Source organism: Acetobacterium sp. (assembly GCF_030652775.1).
Classification (GTDB): Bacteria; Bacillota; Clostridia; order Eubacteriales; family Eubacteriaceae; genus Acetobacterium.
This window is the reverse complement of record NZ_JAUSPS010000001.1, coordinates 53323-72255: the sequence shown is the minus strand read 5'-3', so window position 1 is coordinate 72255 and position 18933 is coordinate 53323. Positions and strand designations below refer to the sequence as shown.

Sequence of the window (18933 nt, the reverse complement as noted above, 5' to 3'; positions counted from 1 at the left end):
AACCTGCTTTATGTCAGCCTCACAATGATCCGATGAAGCACATCCACCGTTTCCTCCAGATTTGTTGACGCATCTTTGATATGGTGATAGACTTCGCGTTTTTTTATGGCCGCCATTGGATCGGCTCCGGCAAATACAAAAACCATGCCATCCATGTAAAGTTTTTCAATTTCCCGGTGGGTCGCTCGCATTTTAACCACGGCTTCTTCAGACTTGCCATGGTTCTTTTTCAGATCGCTCACTGCTTCGGCAAAGATTTCCACCCCTCTATTTAATTGTTCAACCATACTGATGATGGTATCATTGGCTTTCACATCAAAAGTTTTCATCGAAAACAGTGTCGATTCAGCATATTTCAAAACCCGATTCATCCCCACCGATATCGAGTAAATATCGCCGCGGTCAAAGGGGGTAACAAATGCTTCGGTCAGGTTTTTTTCCATCTCCATCCGAATGGTGTCCGCTTCTTTAACACGGTCCAACAATGCCTGGCTATCTTTGTCGGCGCCACTGTTCAACCAACTGTACAGGGCTTCTACCCCGGATGCATTGCTTTGCGCCTGCATAAACAGCATCTGATGAAAATGATACTTAATCGGAAAAATCCGATCAATAATATTTCTTTTTTCCATTATTCTATTCTCCCTCTAAATAACCTTAAAAATAATCGCTGTTATCGTATAGATCAAGGCGGAAACCAGAGCCGATAACGGAATCGTGATGCACCACGCGACCAGAATTTCTTTAACAATTCCCCAATGAACCATTTTATATTCATCCCCGGCGCCAACACCCATGATCCCGCCGACGACCACATGAGTAGTGGAGACCGGAGCACCAACCAGGGTTGCCCCGAGGATGGATGTTACCGAGGACAATTGCGAATTTAAACTATGCAGCGGTTTAATATCAAAAATACCGCGTCCCAAGGTCTTCATAATGCTCCAGCCGCCCAGCAAGGTGCCCATAAACATCACCAGACCGCCACTTCCTCTGACCCAAAGCGGCGCCGCTTCAATCGCTGTGCCGCTCCAGGCCGCCAATGCCAGGGTAAAGATCCCGATTATTTTTTGGGTATCATTGGAGCCGTGGCTGTACGAAAGACCCGCAACAATGATCCATTGCAATTGATTAATACGACGGTTAATCGAAACTCGGGCATTTCTTAATAATAATTTTGATGCTTTCTCCAGAAAAAAAGCGACCCCAAATCCAATCAAGGGTGACAAAAACAGGGCGGCAATGACTTTAATAATCCCCGTAATTTGATGATTTTCACTGATCAATTCGGACCACCCCCAAACAATGTTGTCAACCCCGGAGGAAACAACCACTGCCCCGATAATACCGCCGATTAACGCATGGGTGGAACTTGAGGGCAAGCCTAATTTCCAGGTAATTAAATTCCACAGTGTGGCCCCGAATATCGCCGCAAAAAGAATGGTTAACAACGCAGTATCGGTGGGTAAATCAATTAACTCTGAGATGGCATCCGCTACCAGATTGCCGCCCAGAACTGCTCCGACCAGTCCAAAAAAAGATGCCACTGCAATTGCCTGTTTGGGACTGGCCGCTCCGCAATTGATAAAGGTGGCTACCACTGAACTTGCATCATGAAGCCCATTTGTCAAGGCAAAAACAAGTCCGATTAGAATGACTGAAACTAAGATGATTGTTGCACTGACTGTTACCATTTTTCAGCTCCTAAATTTAAAATTTATATCGATTTGTTTATTTTTCTTACTATATCAGCACATTAGCAAAGATGCAACCGGAACTGTGCTTTCCAAAAAAAATATCTCAACCGGCCAGAAGGCCAATTGAGATATTTCGGGCTTTTATTAATCAAAAAACATTATATTATTTGTAGTTCCATCTGTTAAAAAAACTGCCTGAAGCATGGTGCCATCCTGATTGACCCACACCCTTATGTAACTTACCTTATTATCTTCAAAGGGAATCTGAGTAGCACTGGTTTCGGTTCCATCGCCACCCAGAATATTTTTCACTTCATCATAGGTGGCTCCTTCAGGAATACTTTCTGCCTGTTCCTTGGTCACTGCTTTCGGTGTTAAAAAAGCCAGATCCTCAGTCATCGAATAAAACAAGGTTTTACTTGTCGCCAATCCATTTTCCCCAAACAGAACACTCACTCCAAAACTGGTATCCTCATTCACATATGTAAAGCTGTTCTTCATTTGGCTGCTTTCGGTTGGGGTTATTCCCAATTCCGCATCCACCTGCTCCTTGGTCTGATCAAATTGAACCTTATCATAAAACTCATAAACGGTATCTTTTGAAACAGTAGACTGACCGGCAGTACTGCCACTGCTGGTGCTGCCGCCACATCCTGCCAGGACTACGGCCAGCAGCATACCTACTCCTATCATAAAAGATAATTTTAACTTATTCATTCTAAAAACCTCTTCTTTCTTAACTCAAATTACCATAATCTTCTTATTTCCCCATGCTTTTTTAGTTTTATCTTATTACCCCAATAAAATCTCATTAATCATTTTCTTTTCGGCCTTCGTCACTCTAAACTATCTAATTATTCAAAATAATTCACTTATCACAACTGATTTGATCGAACCGTTTATCTACAAATAAATTAGACGTGGACGGCTTTTCATTATTTGTGCTATCATATCATTATAATGAAAGAGAATGAGGATATCCAATCATGAATACCAGAGATAAGATTTATAATACTGCTAAACGGCTCTACCTGGAAAATGGTTATGCCAACACACCAAACACATTGATCGCCAAAGAGGCCGGTGTCAATCTGGGTTTGGTCACCTATTATTTTAAAACCAAAGACATCATCGCCAGCGATATGCTCAATAATAACTATGAAACACTCTACTCGCACCTGCTTAAATATCTTCCCACTGATGATGAACTTTTGCAATTGATAACATTTTTTAAATTGCATTTTAAATTAACCGAAATTGATGTACACTATGATCGATTTATTTATGAGATGAATAAGTTTGATTTGCTGGAAAAAGCTACCAGAGACGGAAACCTCTTTGAGCTTTATAAAACTCTTGTTAAACAGAATGATCAAATAAAAACAGCTGATAAAGAACTACTCTGTGATTATGCCGTAACGGCATCTTTTGGAGTGATCCGGGCACTCACGATGAAACAGTATGAAAAAGAAATTCAGCTCACCAAAGAAGAACTCTTTGATCTGTGCATCAATCAAATGTTTTATTCTTTGAAGTTTGATTACAATAGCCTGTTCCTCAAATCGCTGATCAGTTCTGCAAACTGTACCGTTGATCGACTGCTTGAAGAATATCCGCAACTAAAAGAAGTTAAGAATTATTTATACGTTGAAGAATCTACTATTGTTTGCGAACAATAGTAGATTCTTTTTGATTTTAGATTATTTCGAGTTTTAATCGTTTTCTTAAGCGCTTTTTCTCGTGCATATAATTATTTTACGAATTTTATTGACTTTTTGACGCGATTAATATATATTTAAATTGCTTACAAGCAATATTTTATTAAAGCCAGAGATCAAAGTATCAACAAACAAACTTTTTAAACCAGGAGGAAAAAAGATGTCAAAAATCGAAGAAGTTAAAGCAAAGGTTGAAGCCGGAAAATCAAAACTGGTGCCCGGACTCGTACAGGAGGCCTTGGATGAAGGCAGTGCACCCGGCGAAATTCTCCAGGCAATGGTCGATTCCATGAGCGTGGTTGGGGATAAATTCTCATCCGGCGAAATTTTCGTGCCTGAAATGCTAATTGCTGCCAAAGCCATGTCAAAAGGCGTGGAAGTTTTAAAACCACTGATGACCGGAGACGGTTCTGCCTCACTGGGCACCTGCATCATCGGTACAGTTGCCGGGGATCTTCATGATATCGGTAAAAACCTGGTTTCGATGATGATCGAAAGTGCCGGCTTCGACATGGTTGATCTGGGCGTTGACGTACCAGCCGCTACCTTTGTTCAGGCGGTTAACGATAATCAAAATGTAAAATTGGTGGCTTGTTCCGGTCTGCTGACCACTACCATGCCAGCCTTAAAAGAAGCCGTCCAGACAATAAAAGCGGCTCACCCTGATGTAAACGTTATCGTTGGCGGTGCCCCAGTAACCCCGGAATATGCAGCCGAAGTTGGCGCCGACGGATACGCTCCGGATGCCGGCAGTGCGGCAGTCAAAGCTAAAGAACTGGCAACGGCTTAAATTTTTATTTTTCAATAACAAATTGCAACCCTTTCCATAATCTAAAAACTAAAATTCGCAATGATAAAATGAACATCCCAAAATTTTAGGAGGAATTATCAATGTTAACTAAAAGACAGAATTTAATGGAAGTCATAAAAGGCGGAAATCCCGATCGATTTGTCAACCAATACGAATTTATGGATCTAATTATGGAGGCTCCGATGGATCTTCCGCTGGCTCCGGCTCCTGGTACACGGGTTAAAAATAAATGGGGCATCACCTTTGATTGGCCTGCCGATCAAATCGGTTCTTTTCCGATGCATGATGATGAACACAAAGCCCTAAAGGATATCACAAATTGGAAAGAAAGCGTCACAGCGCCTTCAGTTTTTTATACCGATGAAGAATGGGCCGCTGCGGAAGCACATGCCAAGGCTGTCGACCGAAATGACAAATTTGTCACTGCCTTTTGCGCCCCCGGTATTTTTGAAATGACCCATCATCTGATGAGTATGGAAGATGCCCTAATGGCACTCTATGAAGAACCTGAAGCGATGAAAGAACTGATTGATTACGTTGTTGAGTACGAACTTGCCTATGCAAAAGAAGTGATTAAACACATTCATCCCGATGCATTGTTCCATCATGATGACTGGGGTAGTCAACGTTCTTCCTTCATCTCACCAGAAATGTTTGATGAATTCATTCTACCCGCTTACAAGAAGGTATATGGATATTGGAAGGCCAATGGCGTGGAATTGATTATTCACCATAGCGACAGCTATGCTGCCAATCTCGTTCCTGCGATGATTGAAATGGGCATTGATATCTGGCAGGGTGTTATGACTACCAATAATGTTCCAGAACTGATTAAACAATATGGCGGAAAGATCTCCTTTATGGGTGATATTGACAGCGGCCGAGTTGATTTCCCCGGCTGGACTAGAGAACTGATTTATGCTGATGCAAAAAAAGCCTGCGAAGAATGTGGTAAGCTTTATTTTATCCCAAATTTAAGTCAAGGGTTGAACATCAGCTCTTTCCCAGGCGTTTATGAGGCAACCAGCGAAGTTATTGACGAACTCAGCAAGGAAATGTTTTAAAGCTAAATGCACTTAAGCTCTATCTCAATTAGGATCCCATGCGGTTCTAATTGGCGATAGAGCTATTTTTATTGCCATAATCTTAAAAAAACATAAGAAAACTGCACACCAGGCGTTGATATCCACTCAACGCCTGGTGTAACCGAATACAAGCCTGATCTGTGCGGTTTTCGCATACAAGTGAACGCCAATAAGAAACACAAATTGCTTTTGATTACTAAATACATTGCAAAAAAAATTGCGGGATCCGGGGTTTTATGCAGAAATTTTTGTGATAATTATCTAGCTTTATAGTATAATTATAAAACCGTATCTCATCTTGTAAAATTCGGCACATTCCCGTATTTTTTTAAAAGTTAGTTACACTTTTATCAATGTGTATGGTATTAGTCAGATACAAATAATTACTCGTTAAACATGAATAAAAATTGTTGAATTTTAAATGGGACAATAGTATTCTGTTCATTACAAAAAAGATTTTTCTGAGGAAGGTTAAAATGCGTATGAAACACACTAGTTTACCACCAAAGCAGGGACTTTACGATCCTACTTTTGAACATGATGCCTGTGGTATTGGAGCGATTGTCCATATCAAAGGGAAGAAATCCCACAGTATTGTACAACAGGCTTTAACAACGCTTGTTAATTTACAACATCGTGGCGGCCGGGGCTCGGAACAGAATACCGGTGACGGTGCCGGGATTCTGATCCAGATCCCCCACCAATTTTTGGAAAAAGCTTCTATTAAAGAAGGCTTTACCCTGCCCCAGCCAGGGGATTACGGTTTGGGGATGTTATTTATGCCCACCGATGCCGACGAAAGAAGCCAATGTGAAAAAATTCTGGAAGCTATTATAATAGAAGAAGGTCAAACCCTTCTGGGCTGGCGTGATGTTCCGGTAGATCTCTGCGATCTGGGAAAAACCGCCGTTGCAAGCATGCCTTTCCTCAAACAGGTATTTATCCAAAAAGATCCGGCCATTACTGACACCATGGCTTTCGAACGAAAGCTCTATACCATTCGAAAACAGGCCGAAAAGAAAACAAAAAAGAAAGGTCTGTCTTTTTATGCAGCCAGCTTTTCTTCACGCACCGTTGTTTATAAAGGGATGCTGACCGAAGACCAGGTTGGTGAATTCTATCTGGATCTCCAGGATCCGGACGTCACCACTGCCATCGCCATGGTTCATTCCCGTTTCAGCACCAATACTTTCCCCAGCTGGGAAAGGGCTCATCCCAACCGTTATGTCATCCATAATGGCGAAATCAATACCCTGCGGGGAAATGTCAACTGGATGTATGCCCGTCAGTCCCTGCTCCAAAGCGAACTCTTTGGCAATGAACTGGAAAAAACCTTTCCCGTCGTTGATGTCGATGGCAGTGACTCGTCCATCTTTGATAACGCTTTTGAATTTTTGAGCTTAACCGGACGTTCATTGGCTCATAGTGCGATGATGATGATCCCTGAACCCTGGTCCAAACACCAGACCATGAGCCCCGAGAAAAAAGCCTTCTATAATTATCATTCGCGTATGCTGGAACCCTGGGACGGTCCTGCCGCTATCGCTTTCACCGACGGGATCCGTCTGGGAGCAGTCCTTGACCGTAACGGTCTGCGGCCTTCCCGTTACTATGTGACAAAAGATGACATGGTTATTCTGTCCTCAGAAGTTGGCGTTTTAGATATTCCCCCCGAAAACATTCTTTGTAAAGAGCGTTTAAAACCCGGTCGAATGCTGATGATTGATACCGAAAAGGGTGAAATCATCAACGATGAAGACCTGAAATATTCTGTTGCCTCCCAACAGCCTTATGCAAAATGGATTGCGGAACATAATATTACTCTGGATAAATTGCCAGAACCAAAAGCTAAAATAAAAGCCGATAAAAAAAGCCTGGTTCAGCGTCAAAAATCTTTTGGTTATACCTATGAAGATTTAAAGGCCCTGATTATTCCGATGGCTAAAGACGGTGTCGATCCGATTGGCGCCATGGGTAACGATATTCCGCTGGCGGTCTTATCCGATAAATCTCAGGTGTTATTTAATTACTTCAAGCAGATGTTTGCCCAGGTAACCAATCCGCCTATTGATGCGCTCCGGGAAGAATTGATCACCGGAACCGAGGTTTACCTTGGCGGCGAAGGCAACCTGATCCATCCATTGCCCGAAAGCTGTCACCAGATCAGTCTCGACATGCCGATTCTCAGCAATGACGATCTGGAAAAGATCCGGGAACTGGATGATCCACTGATTAAAACCATCACCCTATCCACCTTATTTGAAAGCAATACCGGCGGTGATGGTCTGGAAAAAGCCATGGAAGATCTGTTTGTTGCGGCTGACAAAGCCATCGCCGACGGCCATACCATTATTGTCCTTTCCGATCGCGGTGTTAACGCCAAAATGATGCCAATTCCATCGGCACTGGCGATTTCTGGCCTCCATCATCATTTAATCAATAATTTGACCCGAACCCGTGTCAGTTTAATTGTGGAATCCGGCGAACCCCGGGAAGTCCATCATTTTGCCGTGCTGATTGGTTATGGTGCCACCGCCATTAATCCTTATCTGGCTTTTGAAACCGTGGAAGACCTGATCGAAAAAGGTTTATTAACCGATGTAGGCTATGAAAAAGCCGTTAAAACCTATATCAAAACCGTCAGCAAGGGCGTTATTAAAGTGCTGTCAAAAATGGGAATCTCAACCATTTTAAGTTATCACGGCGCCCAGATTTTTGAAGCCGTGGGGATTAATTCCGACGTCATCGACAAATACTTTACCCGAACCCCATCCCGTATCGAAGGGATTGGCATCAATGAAATTGCCCGGGAATCGCAAATGCGTCATGACGAAGCCTATCGTAATCCTTTTGCCGACGCCAATACCCTTGAATCTGGCGGCAATTTCCAATGGCGGGCCGATGGTGAATATCATACCTATAATCCCGAAGCAGTCTATAAGCTACAGACCGCCTGCCGCAACGGAGATTATAAAACCTATCAGGAATATACGGCCCTGATTAATGAACAGAGTCAGCGTACCTGTACCTTAAGAGGGATGATGACCTTTAAAGATCGTCAACCGATTTCCATTGATGCGGTTGAATCGGTCGAAAGCATCTGCACCCGCTTTAAAACCGGAGCCATGTCCTATGGTTCGCTAAGCAGCGAAGCCCATGAAAGTCTGGCCATAGCGATGAACCGCATCGGTGGCAAGAGCAATACCGGCGAAGGCGGCGAGGATCCTGAACGACATATCCCATTGCACAATGGTGATTCCCGACTTAGTGCCATTAAACAGGTTGCTTCCGGTCGTTTTGGCGTCACCAGCCATTACCTGTCCAGCGCCAAAGAAATTCAGATTAAAATGGCTCAGGGCGCCAAACCAGGTGAAGGCGGTCAGCTGCCGGGACGTAAGGTTTATCCCTGGGTTGCCAAAACACGGTTCTCCACCCCTGGTGTGGGACTGATTTCGCCACCACCCCACCATGATATTTATTCCATTGAGGATTTAGCGGAACTGATCCATGATTTGAAAAATGCCAACCGTGAAGCTAAAATTAATGTCAAACTGGTTTCGGAAGTCGGCGTTGGGACCATCGCTGCCGGTGTGGCCAAAGCCAAAGCGGATGTTATTCTGATCAGTGGTTATGATGGCGGTACCGGAGCCTCGCCGCGAACCAGTATCCGTCATGCCGGACTGCCCTGGGAGCTTGGCCTGGCCGAAACTCACCAGACATTGGTACTCAATAATTTAAGAACCCGGGTAAAAGTTGAAACGGATGGAAAGCTGCTAACTGGTAAAGATTTAGCGGTCGCAACCTTACTGGGTGCCGAAGAATACGGATTCGCCACCGCCCCGCTGGTTATTCTTGGCTGTGTCATGATGCGGGTCTGTCATCTGGATACCTGTCCGGTTGGGGTAGCAACACAAAACCCCAAACTGCGTGAACGGTTTATCGGTGATCCCGGACATATTGTTAATTTCATGAAATTTATTGCCCAGGAACTCCGCGAAATTATGGCTGAGCTGGGTTTCCGAACCATTGATGAAATGGTCGGCCGTTCCGATAAACTGGAAATGAACAAAGCAATTGACCACTGGAAAACCAAAGGACTGGATTTCTCCAGTATTTTATACCAGCCCGAAGTTCCGGAAGGCGGCGGTTTATACTGCCAGATCGAACAAAAACATAATATTGAAAAGTCGCTCGATTTAACGGTGCTGCTGGATCAATGTCAACCAGCCCTGGAAAAGGCCGAAAAAGTCGAAATCACCACTACCATCAAAAATGTCAACCGGGTTGTCGGTACGATCATCGGAAATGAAGTTACCAAGCGCTATGGCGAAGAAGGTTTACCAGAAGACACTATCACCCTTAACCTCAAAGGTTCTTCCGGCCAAAGTTTAGGTGCCTTTATTCCCAAAGGAATTACCATTAAACTGGAAGGCGATGCCAACGACTATTTCGGTAAAGGCTTATCCGGCGGGAAAATGGTCATTTACCCACCCAAAGAAGCGACCTTTGTTCCTGAAGATAATATCATCGTTGGAAATGTGGCCTTCTATGGGGCTACCCAGGGTGAGGCGTACATTCGGGGTGCTGCCGGCGAACGTTTCTGTGTTCGCAACAGCGGAGTAACCGCGGTGGTTGAATCAGTCGGGGATCATGGCTGTGAATATATGACCGGCGGTAAGGTTGTCATCCTCGGAAAAACCGGCCGCAACTTTGCCGCGGGGATGTCTGGCGGAATCGCTTATGTGCTGGATCTGGATGAAAACTTCTGTGAATCCTGCAATGCCGAAATGGTTGATCTGGTTAAAATCACCGATGCTGCCGAACTGGCCGAACTTAAAGACTTAATTACCAAACACCGGGATTATACCAGTAGTTCACTGGCGCAAAAAATTCTGGATGACTTTGATCGTTATGCGAAACTGTTTACCAAGGTTTTACCTCGAGATTACAAACGGATGCTGGATGCCCTGGAGCGGGTTAAAGCCCAGGGTCTCACCGGCGACGAAGCCTTAATGGCAGCTTTTGATGAAAATAACCGGGATCTGTCCCGGGTAAGTGGAAATTAGAGAGGAGGTAAACAATTATGGGAAAATCAACAGGATTTTTAGAATATAACCGGGAAGTACCCAAGGATCGGGAACCTCTTGAACGAATCAACGATTGGAACGAGTTTCATTTAGAACTGACCGAAGAAAAACAACGCCTTCAGGGCGCCCGCTGTATGGATTGCGGCGTACCTTACTGTCACTCCGGCATGATGATTGCCGGTGGTGCCTCAGGCTGCCCCATTCATAATTTAATTCCGGAATGGAATGATATGATTTACAAGGGTTTATGGAAAGAGGCTTTAGTCCGACTGCTCAATACCAATAATTTCCCCGAATTCACTGGCCGGGTTTGCCCGGCTCCCTGTGAAGGAGCCTGCACTGTGGGACTGAATGAACCGCAGGTCACCATTAAAACCAATGAGTGCACGATTATCGACCATGCTTTTAAAGAAGGCTGGATTACCGCCAATCCTCCTAAGCACCGGACCGATAAAAAAATTGCCGTGGTGGGCTCCGGTCCGGCGGGACTGGCCTGTGCCGCCGAGCTGAACAAAGCTGGACACAATGTCACCGTCTACGAACGGGCTGACCGGATTGGCGGACTGTTAATGTATGGCATCCCCAACATGAAGCTGGATAAAATTGACGTGGTTCAGCGTCGGGTCAACCTGATGACCGCTGAAGGCATTAACTTTGTCACCAGCACCGAGGTCGGTAAAGACTATCCGGTAGCCGCTTTAAAAGCCGATTACGACGCCGTTGTCTTATGCGGCGGCGCCACCAAACCCCGGGATCTGCCGGTTGAAGGCCGAAACCTTCAGGGTGTGGATTTTGCTATCAACTTTTTGTCAGCCAATACCAAAAGCCTGTTGGACTCCAACCTGGCTGATGGCAACTATACATCAGCCAAGGACAAGCATGTGGTCATTATCGGCGGCGGCGATACCGGCACCGACTGTGTCGCTACATCCATCCGTCACGGCTGTAAAAGCGTGCTGCAATTAGAAATTATGCCCAAACCGCCGACCACCCGGGCTGCCAATAACCCCTGGCCGGAATGGCCAAAAACCTATAAGCTGGATTATGGTCAGGAAGAAGCCGTTGCCCTGTATGGCAGCGATCCCCGCCAATACTGCACCACCACTAAAAAAATCGTCGGTGATGTTGGCGGCAATGTCAAAGAAGTGCATACCGTGGAAATTGAATGGCTGGCCGACGAAAGCGGACGGATGACCATGACAGAAATTCCCGGAACTGAAAAAATTCTGCCCGCTGATCTGGTTTTACTGGCAATGGGCTTTCTGGGACCGGATGACCTGTTAGTTGACCAATTAGGCCTGGAACGGGATCCCCGCTCCAATGTTAAAGCCGATTACGGCGTTTACCAGACCAGTGTCGATAACATCTTTGCTGCCGGCGATATCCGTCGCGGTCAGAGCCTGGTTGTCTGGGCCATCAATGAAGGCCGGGAAGCTGCCCGAGCCTGCCACCATTATTTAGCTAAAAAATAGTTTGCTCCTTAAAGCAGCTAAAACAGCCACAAAATCTGCGCTAGATCTTGTGGCTGTTTTTTTCTTTGCATAATAACTATTTAATTATATGAAGCATACATCCCGTTAATAAAAATGGCATTATCCCCCAACGGATTACAATCAATTGAAAAACTGTGGGTTCCGGCATCAACAGTCCCGATGGTACCGTTATTTCCCGGCGAAATATTGAAGCTGTAGACATCATCAAAATAATCGCTGCCGCCATCGGTGACGTTGACTCTTCCACCGCTGAAGGTATAATACAAAACAAACCCGCTGGAATCCCGGACCTTCCAGGTGCCATTGATATTACTCTCAAATTGAGCCCGTTCATCGGCATTCGTTGCCGCTGCCGGGGTAGTGGTTTGGGGTTGAGTAGTTGCCGTTTGGGGAATCACAATAGTGTAGGTAGCCGTTTTTATACCGCTCTGATTTCCTTTTTTATCAATGGCGATGCTTTTGAGGGTGGTATTAGTCTGCAATATAATAGGAGTCTCATACTTGGTTGCCTTGGCTGTTGGATCGGTTCCATCGATGGTATAAAAAACCTGAACCTCTTCACCTGCCGGTATAATGATTGCAATATTTTGCGCAGCTGTATAACTACCCTCATTCACCGAATACGATGGCAACGATAATGATGCTTTATTTTCTCCGTTTACTACTGCAACCGATGTTTCTGCTTTGCCAAAAATGTTTTTCCCCTGGTTAAACCACCAGAAAGCAATGCCAGCGATTAAAATAAAACATCCTATCGCCACAGAAAGAATAATAATTATTGATTGGGCTGATTTCTTCTGGGTTTTATTTTGAGCAAAAGACTTAGGGCTTTGCCCTGAATCAATAGCTTGTAAGTTTGAATTATCTTCCACTAATTTCTGTTGGTCATTTAGTTGTGTCATTCCATCAAAATTTTCTATGGTTTCAGTATCAAAGCCACATTGCCCACAGAATCGTTCATCATTCTCTAGTTTCGCCCCGCATGTGGGACAAAATCTCAAATCGTTCATCCTCTTTCCTCCTTTATTTTAATAATTCTGCTAATCCGCCTTCTACTCAATAACTATCTCACTTTCAGTAATCCCTCCACTATTCACATTCTCAAAATAGTGAAACAATGTTGTTTTTATATCTTGAACCACTTCTAAATAATAGTCGTCAAACCCATACGCTTCCATCGTTTGTCTAATTTTATCAATCTCTTTTTCCGTATACATATCCCCAATTAAATCCAATCGTATATATTTTTTATTCGGATCAATGGTTGCCCGCATTGTCGTTGTTGATGCTGAATTCACTTCATTATTTACAAATGATTCAACACTGCTGTATATATGTTTTTCCTGAATTGATGTTGCCGACACATAAACTGCTGTAACAGCAGCTGGAATAGTAATTAGAATGACACCGATAACAATCACCCTTTTGATAATTTTATTATACCTTGCCTTAACAACATCTGCTTGTTTTAACTGAAGCAGTTTACAGAACGCAAACGTTGCTACGATAATAAAAAAAGCATTGATTGCAAATAAATAGGCCGCCGAAAAAATAAAGTCAATATTCCCATTGGCAATTCCATAACCCACCGTACACATCGGAGGCATGAGCGCAGTAGCAATAGCTACTCCTGGAATAACATTGCTTTTTTCTTTTCTGGTAATACCGATAATCCCAGCGGAACCTCCAAAAAAAGCAATGAGCATATCAAAAAAAGAAGGACCTGTTCTCGCTATTAATTCACTGGTCGGTTCATGGATAGGCGTTAAACTGAAGTAGATTGTGGAACCAACTACCGCAATTGCAATTTGAATTGCAAACTTAATCATTGCATTCCTAAGGAGTATCCCATCATAAGTTGCAATACTATATCCTACCGTAATTATCGGGTTCATTAAAGGTGATATCAGCATAGCCCCAATGATAACTGCGGTTGAATTAGTATTCAGACCAACCGATGCCACAATAATTGCACAAAAAAGAATGATTAGTGTTGCTCCTTTTAACCGCACCCCTGAAACAATACTTTCGTGAATGGCCTCTGCATCCATCTGATCCGATCTTATATCGAATAAACTTTTTTTTAAATCATCAATCATCCAAATCTCCTCACTCCGTCTAGTTATTGTGTGTTTTTATACCCAGTGAGCTCTTAACCAAACTCTTTAGATTATCATGAAATAATTATTTCAAATTCAGCATCTGAATTCCATGCATTTTCAGGGTGTCTTTATATTTTGATTTAAATGCTAGACTAGACACAAAAAAGCTGAAAACCGATTCCACAATTATTTCTGTAGAATCGGTCTCAGCTTACAATCTCAGTTGTCATTTTTTGGGACTCACCCCTTTCTGTTATTCAAAAATCTTCCTTTTCACTTTTCCAATGTAAATCTATCACTTTTTTTGGGGATCATCTTACTTTTTATCTTCGCTTTTATTATCCTTTTTCAGCAGTTAGCTGATTCAGTTTTTTTGAGTGAAGTAAATTTCTGAACCATCTGTTCTTTCGTCCAAATTTCTCCCTTTTGTTTTTCTGAATTTCAATTGAAAATCATCTTCTCTTCTCACATCGATTACCTATTCTTGATCTATTATTTTTATTATGACCACAGTTTGTTTTTATGTGGGATATCATAATGTAAATACCGATCGCCAATAAATCTGACTGTGATTAACAATGTACTTCTTAATTCTTATTGTGATAAGAATTATTCCATCGTAAAGTCTATGATCGATAAAACCAAATCATCGAAGCTTATCGCTGAGTTTCTATTTATAATCGGATAATCTTCTCCCTGATTGTATCATTCAGTCAAGTGATTATTTACTTTTCAATGATCTTGCCATTCAATTGGAAAAGGATTGGTTGATCCTTGATTCAATTATATTGTATCATGTTTCTCAGATAAGTAAATAACTATCTTGTAAACGTTTGTATACCTTTTGTAAATATTCACTCCGCACTTCTTTTTCTGAAATTGGTTTCTAAATGATCTTTTTCAAATATTTATCTCAATTTGCTGATAAATCCTCTCTATGTGGGTATTAAGCATATGATCATTAGTTTCATAAAGAGAGGTGTTGTTATGGTAAGAGTTGCAGACATTAATATGAGCTACCGCATTTACGGAGACGGGTATCCTCTGCTTTTAATTATGGGTTATGGTGGTACCATGAATCTTTGGGAGGAACGACTTCTTCGTTCCCTGTCAAAAAAATACAAGGTCATCGTCTTTGATAATCGTGGTATCGGCGAAACCAGTTCCGGACATAAAGCCTTTACAATTGAACAATTTGCTGAAGACACCTATGAATTGATGGTTTCCTTAAAGATCGAAAAAGCGCATGTTCTGGGCTGGTCGATGGGTGCGTCGATTGCCCAGGAATTAGCCTTGCGCCATCCCGAAATCGTCAACAAACTGATCCTCTACGCTTCGCTTTGCCATCCCGAAATTTTCCCACCTGAACCCAAGGTGCTAAGCAGACTTGAAAACAATCTGGGCATCCCTTCTGAAAAGGGTTATGAGTGGTTACGGCTTATTTTCCCGTTAGCTTGGATAAAAAACAATCAGGATCGAATTCGGGAAATATTTTATCGTCCGTTGGGGAATATGAATCCCGATTCAATAACCAAACAGGCCGAGGCCATCAATAAATGGGAGGGTTCCTGCAATCGAATCCCCTTTCTCCAACATGAAACCCTGGTTATTGACGGTAAAGAAGATCTGATTCTGCCCTCGGAAAATGCCCAATATCTGGCCAGTAAACTGCCCAACTCCAAACTTGTTTTAATTGCCGAAGCGGGACATGGTCTGATGTTTCAAAACCCGGATAAGTTCAATTTAATTATCAATCTGTTTCTGGACTGACCAATTTAAAATTGCTTCTACTAATTTCGCAAATTCACAGTGATGCTGTTCGATTATATATGATTCTTTTAATATTCAATATGAGGCTGGTTCCTTTTAATCTATCGGAATCAGCCTCATTTATATGCCAACACTTCATTTGATTGCATTTTTGTTCTCATAAAGCAACGCAACAGCTTGTGTCTCTTTCATAATTTTGACAAACAATTCGACAATCGCCGGATCAAATTGAGATCCGGCGTTTCTTTTTATTTCAGCTAATGCGCTTTCCCGATCCGTTGCTTTTTGATAGACACGATTCTCGGTCATAGCATCATAGGCATCGGCAACCGCAATGATCCGTGACAGCAGCGGAATGCCCTCTCCGGCCAGACCTTTGGGATAGCCACTGCCATCCCAATGTTCATGATGGCTGAGAATATACTCAGAAATTGAGACCAGCTCAGGCGAAGCGACGGCAATACGATAACCGATTTGCGGATGTTTTTTCATTTCAATCCATTCTTCATCGGTCAGTTTTCCCGGCTTCGCTAAAATGCGATCATCAATCCCGACCTTACCAATATCATGAAGGGTCGCCAGCAGTTCCAGATTATCCAATTCAATCTGGGTAAGATGCAGCGCTTCACCGACCATTCGGGATACAGCGGCCAGCCGTTCTGAATGCTCCTCCGTTTCATGGCTTTTCTCATACATCGTTGCCTTGATTGAAGAGATAATAGCACTGTGTGAGCTTCGCTGTTCCAGCAGCTTGCGCTGGTTCATATACAATTCGGCTTTTTTTATGGTTTCCTTCAAGTCGCCATGGGGTTCTTCTTTGGTGCCGGATCCCAGGGCGACATTAATATGAAACGCTTCATTAAGAATCCGACGATTGTGCAAGATAATGGATTGCTTTATTTCTTCCATCCGTTTTAAAGCTGTCTCGTGGAGCGTTTTCGGCATCAGAATACTGAACTCATCGCCGCCGGTTCTGGCGATGAGTTCGCCGTCATGGCAGCAGTTTTTCATGATCTGCGCAGTTTCCATAATAATACGATCCCCAGCTTCATGACCAAAGGCATCATTCATCAGTTTGATCCCATTGATATCGCCAACAATAACGGAGATCGGCAATTGATCCCCTTTGTCAATCCGCTTTTGTTCTTCCTCCCAGAACAGACGATTGTATAGCCCCGTCAGATGATCGTGATAACTTAAATAACGGTATTTCTGCTCACTGGCTTCCAGTTTTTCTTTGGATCTGGCAATAATCATCGATTGTTTCTCCAACCCATCGTAGATCATTTGAATGATATAAAGCAAACCAATTCCCAGCACCTGGCTACTGATTGCGATGATCAGCCATCTTGATCCATAATCAGCAATAGCAAATTCATTAAAATAACCGCTGGCCAGCAGAACGGTCATAACAAAAAAAGCAAACAGATTGAACACCATAAATTTCAGCACCCATTTTTTTTCCAGCAGCGATCCGGATAAAACCAGCACTGCCGTCACACAAACCATTCCTGCCCCCATCGGTCCGGCAACAATGAGCACCAGCACACTGGCAAAATAACCGGTCAGCAGAAAAAATAGTTTTTTGATGCGGAGATTGATTTTCCGATTAACCAACACAAAAACCGAAAAAAAATACAGCGAGAACTCAATGGCAGATACCACATATTTGCCTTCCTCATAAAATAAATAGGCACCATAAAAGAATAGTATCGGTCCCAGAAAAATAAAATAAAAGGTAATGTCATAAAATAAATTGTTTTTTAAATAATTGAGATCTCTGAAACCATTACCATTTTTTTTAATAATAGCGGTTTGTAATTTCAGGTTTTCGAATCGCTTTTTTATGAATCTCATCGCATCTGCGATCTTTCGTCTGATTATCTGATTCATCCTTTTCATAACCCTTTCAAGAAATACCATTGGCCATTCGATTATTCTAAACAATCAGGTATTATTTACTAGATACCCTTTGTTTGTTTTTTTAGTCATCAAGTTGGTTAAATCTCGGGACCGCTAGTATTTCCAACAGAAAAAAGCCGTCAATTGCTTATTGCTAAGCGATCAACGGCTTTTTTAGCTTTTCTATTTATACTTTCTCGGCAATGGTACGAATCAAATCTTCCGAAGCCTTCCAGCCCAAACAGGAATCAGTGATGGATTTTCCATAAACCCCGCCGTCAACCGGCTGATTGCCTTCTTCAATATAACTTTCAATCATCAGACCCTTGACATATTTTTTTAGGTCGGCATCGTAATGACGGTTGCGCAGAATTTCCCGGGCGATTCGCGGCTGTTCACCAAAACGCTTATTGGAATTGGCATGATTCAAGTCGATGATGATGGCCGGACAAGCAAAATCCCGTTTTTCATAGAGTTTAATCAGGTGCATGATATCCTCATAATGATAATTCGGATAATTACGTCCGTGCTGATCCACCGAACCGCGCATGATCGCATGGGTCAGGGGATTTCCCGAGGTTTTCACTTCCCAGCCCCGGTAGATAAAGGTATGGCCGGCCTGAGCCGCCTGAATGGAATTCAGCATCACGGTAATATCCCCACTGGTGGGATTTTTCATTCCCACCGGGATTTCCAGTCCAGAAACGGTTAACCGATGTTTCTGGTTTTCCACCGAGCGGGCGCCAATAGCCACATAACTCAATAGATCCTCCAGATAAGCATAATTTTCCGGATACAACATTTCATCAGCGCAGGATAAGCCCGTTTCTTCAATGGAGCGGATATGCAATTGCCGAATGGCTTTAATCCCCTCAACCATGTTGGCTTTTTTGTTGGCATCGGGCTGGTGGAGCATCCCCTTATAGCCTTCGCCAGTGGTTCGCGGTTTATTGGTATAAATTCGCGGAATGATAATAATCTTATCCTCCACTTCTTTTTGAATGACACTTAAACGGTTCACATAATCAATTACTGCGGTTTCATTATCTGCGGAGCAGGGACCGATAATTAAAATAAAACGGTCGTCTTTTCCTTCAAAAACATTTCTGATCATTTGATCCCGTTGGATTTTTATTTTTTTGCCGACTTCAGACAACGGCATCATTTTAAAAATCTCAATGGGCGACGGAATTTCCTGGATCAATTCAAAACTCATATATTACTCCCTCTAATACTATTTTTTCCATATTTGTCACCGATCTGGTTTC

13 protein-coding genes are annotated in these 18933 nt (G+C 43.0%); 6 read left to right on the top strand and 7 right to left on the bottom strand.

Annotation, left to right across the window (positions count from 1 at the left end; translation table 11 throughout):
- Window positions 1-8 precede the first annotated feature (8 nt).
- The 3 genes from Q7J41_RS00270 to Q7J41_RS00260 form a co-directional block, all read right to left on the bottom strand.
- A complete protein-coding gene (locus Q7J41_RS00270) occupies window positions 9-632 on the bottom strand; it encodes a DUF47 domain-containing protein (RefSeq protein ID WP_304884113.1) in 624 nt (207 codons plus the stop codon).
- Between the two features lie 15 nt (window positions 633-647).
- Entirely contained in the window at window positions 648-1694 is a 1047-nt protein-coding gene (locus Q7J41_RS00265; protein ID WP_304884111.1) for an inorganic phosphate transporter, read from the bottom strand.
- Window positions 1695-1841: 147 nt separating this feature from the next.
- On the bottom strand, window positions 1842-2414 hold the full coding sequence (locus tag Q7J41_RS00260; RefSeq protein ID WP_304884110.1) for a hypothetical protein: 573 nt from the start codon (window positions 2412-2414) through the stop codon (window positions 1842-1844).
- A gap of 269 nt (window positions 2415-2683) precedes the next feature.
- Here Q7J41_RS00260 and Q7J41_RS00255 point away from each other — a divergent pair, with 269 nt between their 5' ends.
- The 5 genes from Q7J41_RS00255 to Q7J41_RS00235 all read left to right on the top strand — a co-directional run bounded on the left by Q7J41_RS00255 (window position 2684) and on the right by Q7J41_RS00235 (window position 11870).
- Entirely contained in the window at window positions 2684-3376 is a 693-nt protein-coding gene (locus tag Q7J41_RS00255) for a TetR/AcrR family transcriptional regulator (RefSeq protein WP_304884108.1), read from the top strand.
- 199 nt (window positions 3377-3575) lie between these two features.
- On the top strand, window positions 3576-4205 hold the full coding sequence (locus Q7J41_RS00250; RefSeq protein ID WP_304884106.1) for a corrinoid protein: 630 nt from the start codon (window positions 3576-3578) through the stop codon (window positions 4203-4205).
- Window positions 4206-4306: 101 nt separating this feature from the next.
- A complete protein-coding gene (locus Q7J41_RS00245) occupies window positions 4307-5290 on the top strand; it encodes a uroporphyrinogen decarboxylase family protein (protein WP_304884104.1) in 984 nt (327 codons plus the stop codon).
- A gap of 503 nt (window positions 5291-5793) precedes the next feature.
- Window positions 5794-10377, top strand: a complete 4584-nt coding sequence (gene gltB, locus Q7J41_RS00240) for a glutamate synthase large subunit (protein WP_304884139.1) — start codon at window positions 5794-5796, stop codon at window positions 10375-10377.
- A 17-nt stretch (window positions 10378-10394) separates the two neighbouring features.
- The gene (locus tag Q7J41_RS00235) at window positions 10395-11870 is read left to right on the top strand and encodes a glutamate synthase subunit beta (protein ID WP_304884101.1); all 1476 of its coding nucleotides are present in this window, start codon (window positions 10395-10397) and stop codon (window positions 11868-11870) included.
- Between the two features lie 80 nt (window positions 11871-11950).
- Here Q7J41_RS00235 and Q7J41_RS00230 read toward each other — a convergent pair whose 3' ends face one another.
- On the bottom strand, window positions 11951-12901 hold the full coding sequence (locus Q7J41_RS00230; protein WP_304884099.1) for a chitobiase/beta-hexosaminidase C-terminal domain-containing protein: 951 nt from the start codon (window positions 12899-12901) through the stop codon (window positions 11951-11953).
- A 42-nt stretch (window positions 12902-12943) separates the two neighbouring features.
- Window positions 12944-13990, bottom strand: coding sequence for a DUF389 domain-containing protein (locus tag Q7J41_RS00225; RefSeq protein ID WP_304884098.1), 1047 nt, complete (start codon window positions 13988-13990; stop codon window positions 12944-12946).
- Window positions 13991-14980: 990 nt separating this feature from the next.
- On the opposite strand from Q7J41_RS00225, the gene Q7J41_RS00220 reads away from it, so the two are divergent.
- Window positions 14981-15763, top strand: coding sequence for an alpha/beta fold hydrolase (locus Q7J41_RS00220; RefSeq protein WP_304884095.1), 783 nt, complete (start codon window positions 14981-14983; stop codon window positions 15761-15763).
- 135 nt (window positions 15764-15898) lie between these two features.
- On the opposite strand, the gene Q7J41_RS00215 is transcribed toward Q7J41_RS00220, so the two are convergent.
- Window positions 15899-17656 (bottom strand): HD domain-containing phosphohydrolase, encoded by a 1758-nt coding sequence (locus Q7J41_RS00215; protein WP_304884093.1) that lies wholly within the window; start codon window positions 17654-17656, stop codon window positions 15899-15901.
- A gap of 196 nt (window positions 17657-17852) precedes the next feature.
- A complete protein-coding gene (locus tag Q7J41_RS00210; RefSeq protein WP_304884092.1) occupies window positions 17853-18881 on the bottom strand; it encodes a 3-deoxy-7-phosphoheptulonate synthase in 1029 nt (342 codons plus the stop codon).
- Between the last annotated feature and the right edge of the window lie 52 nt (window positions 18882-18933).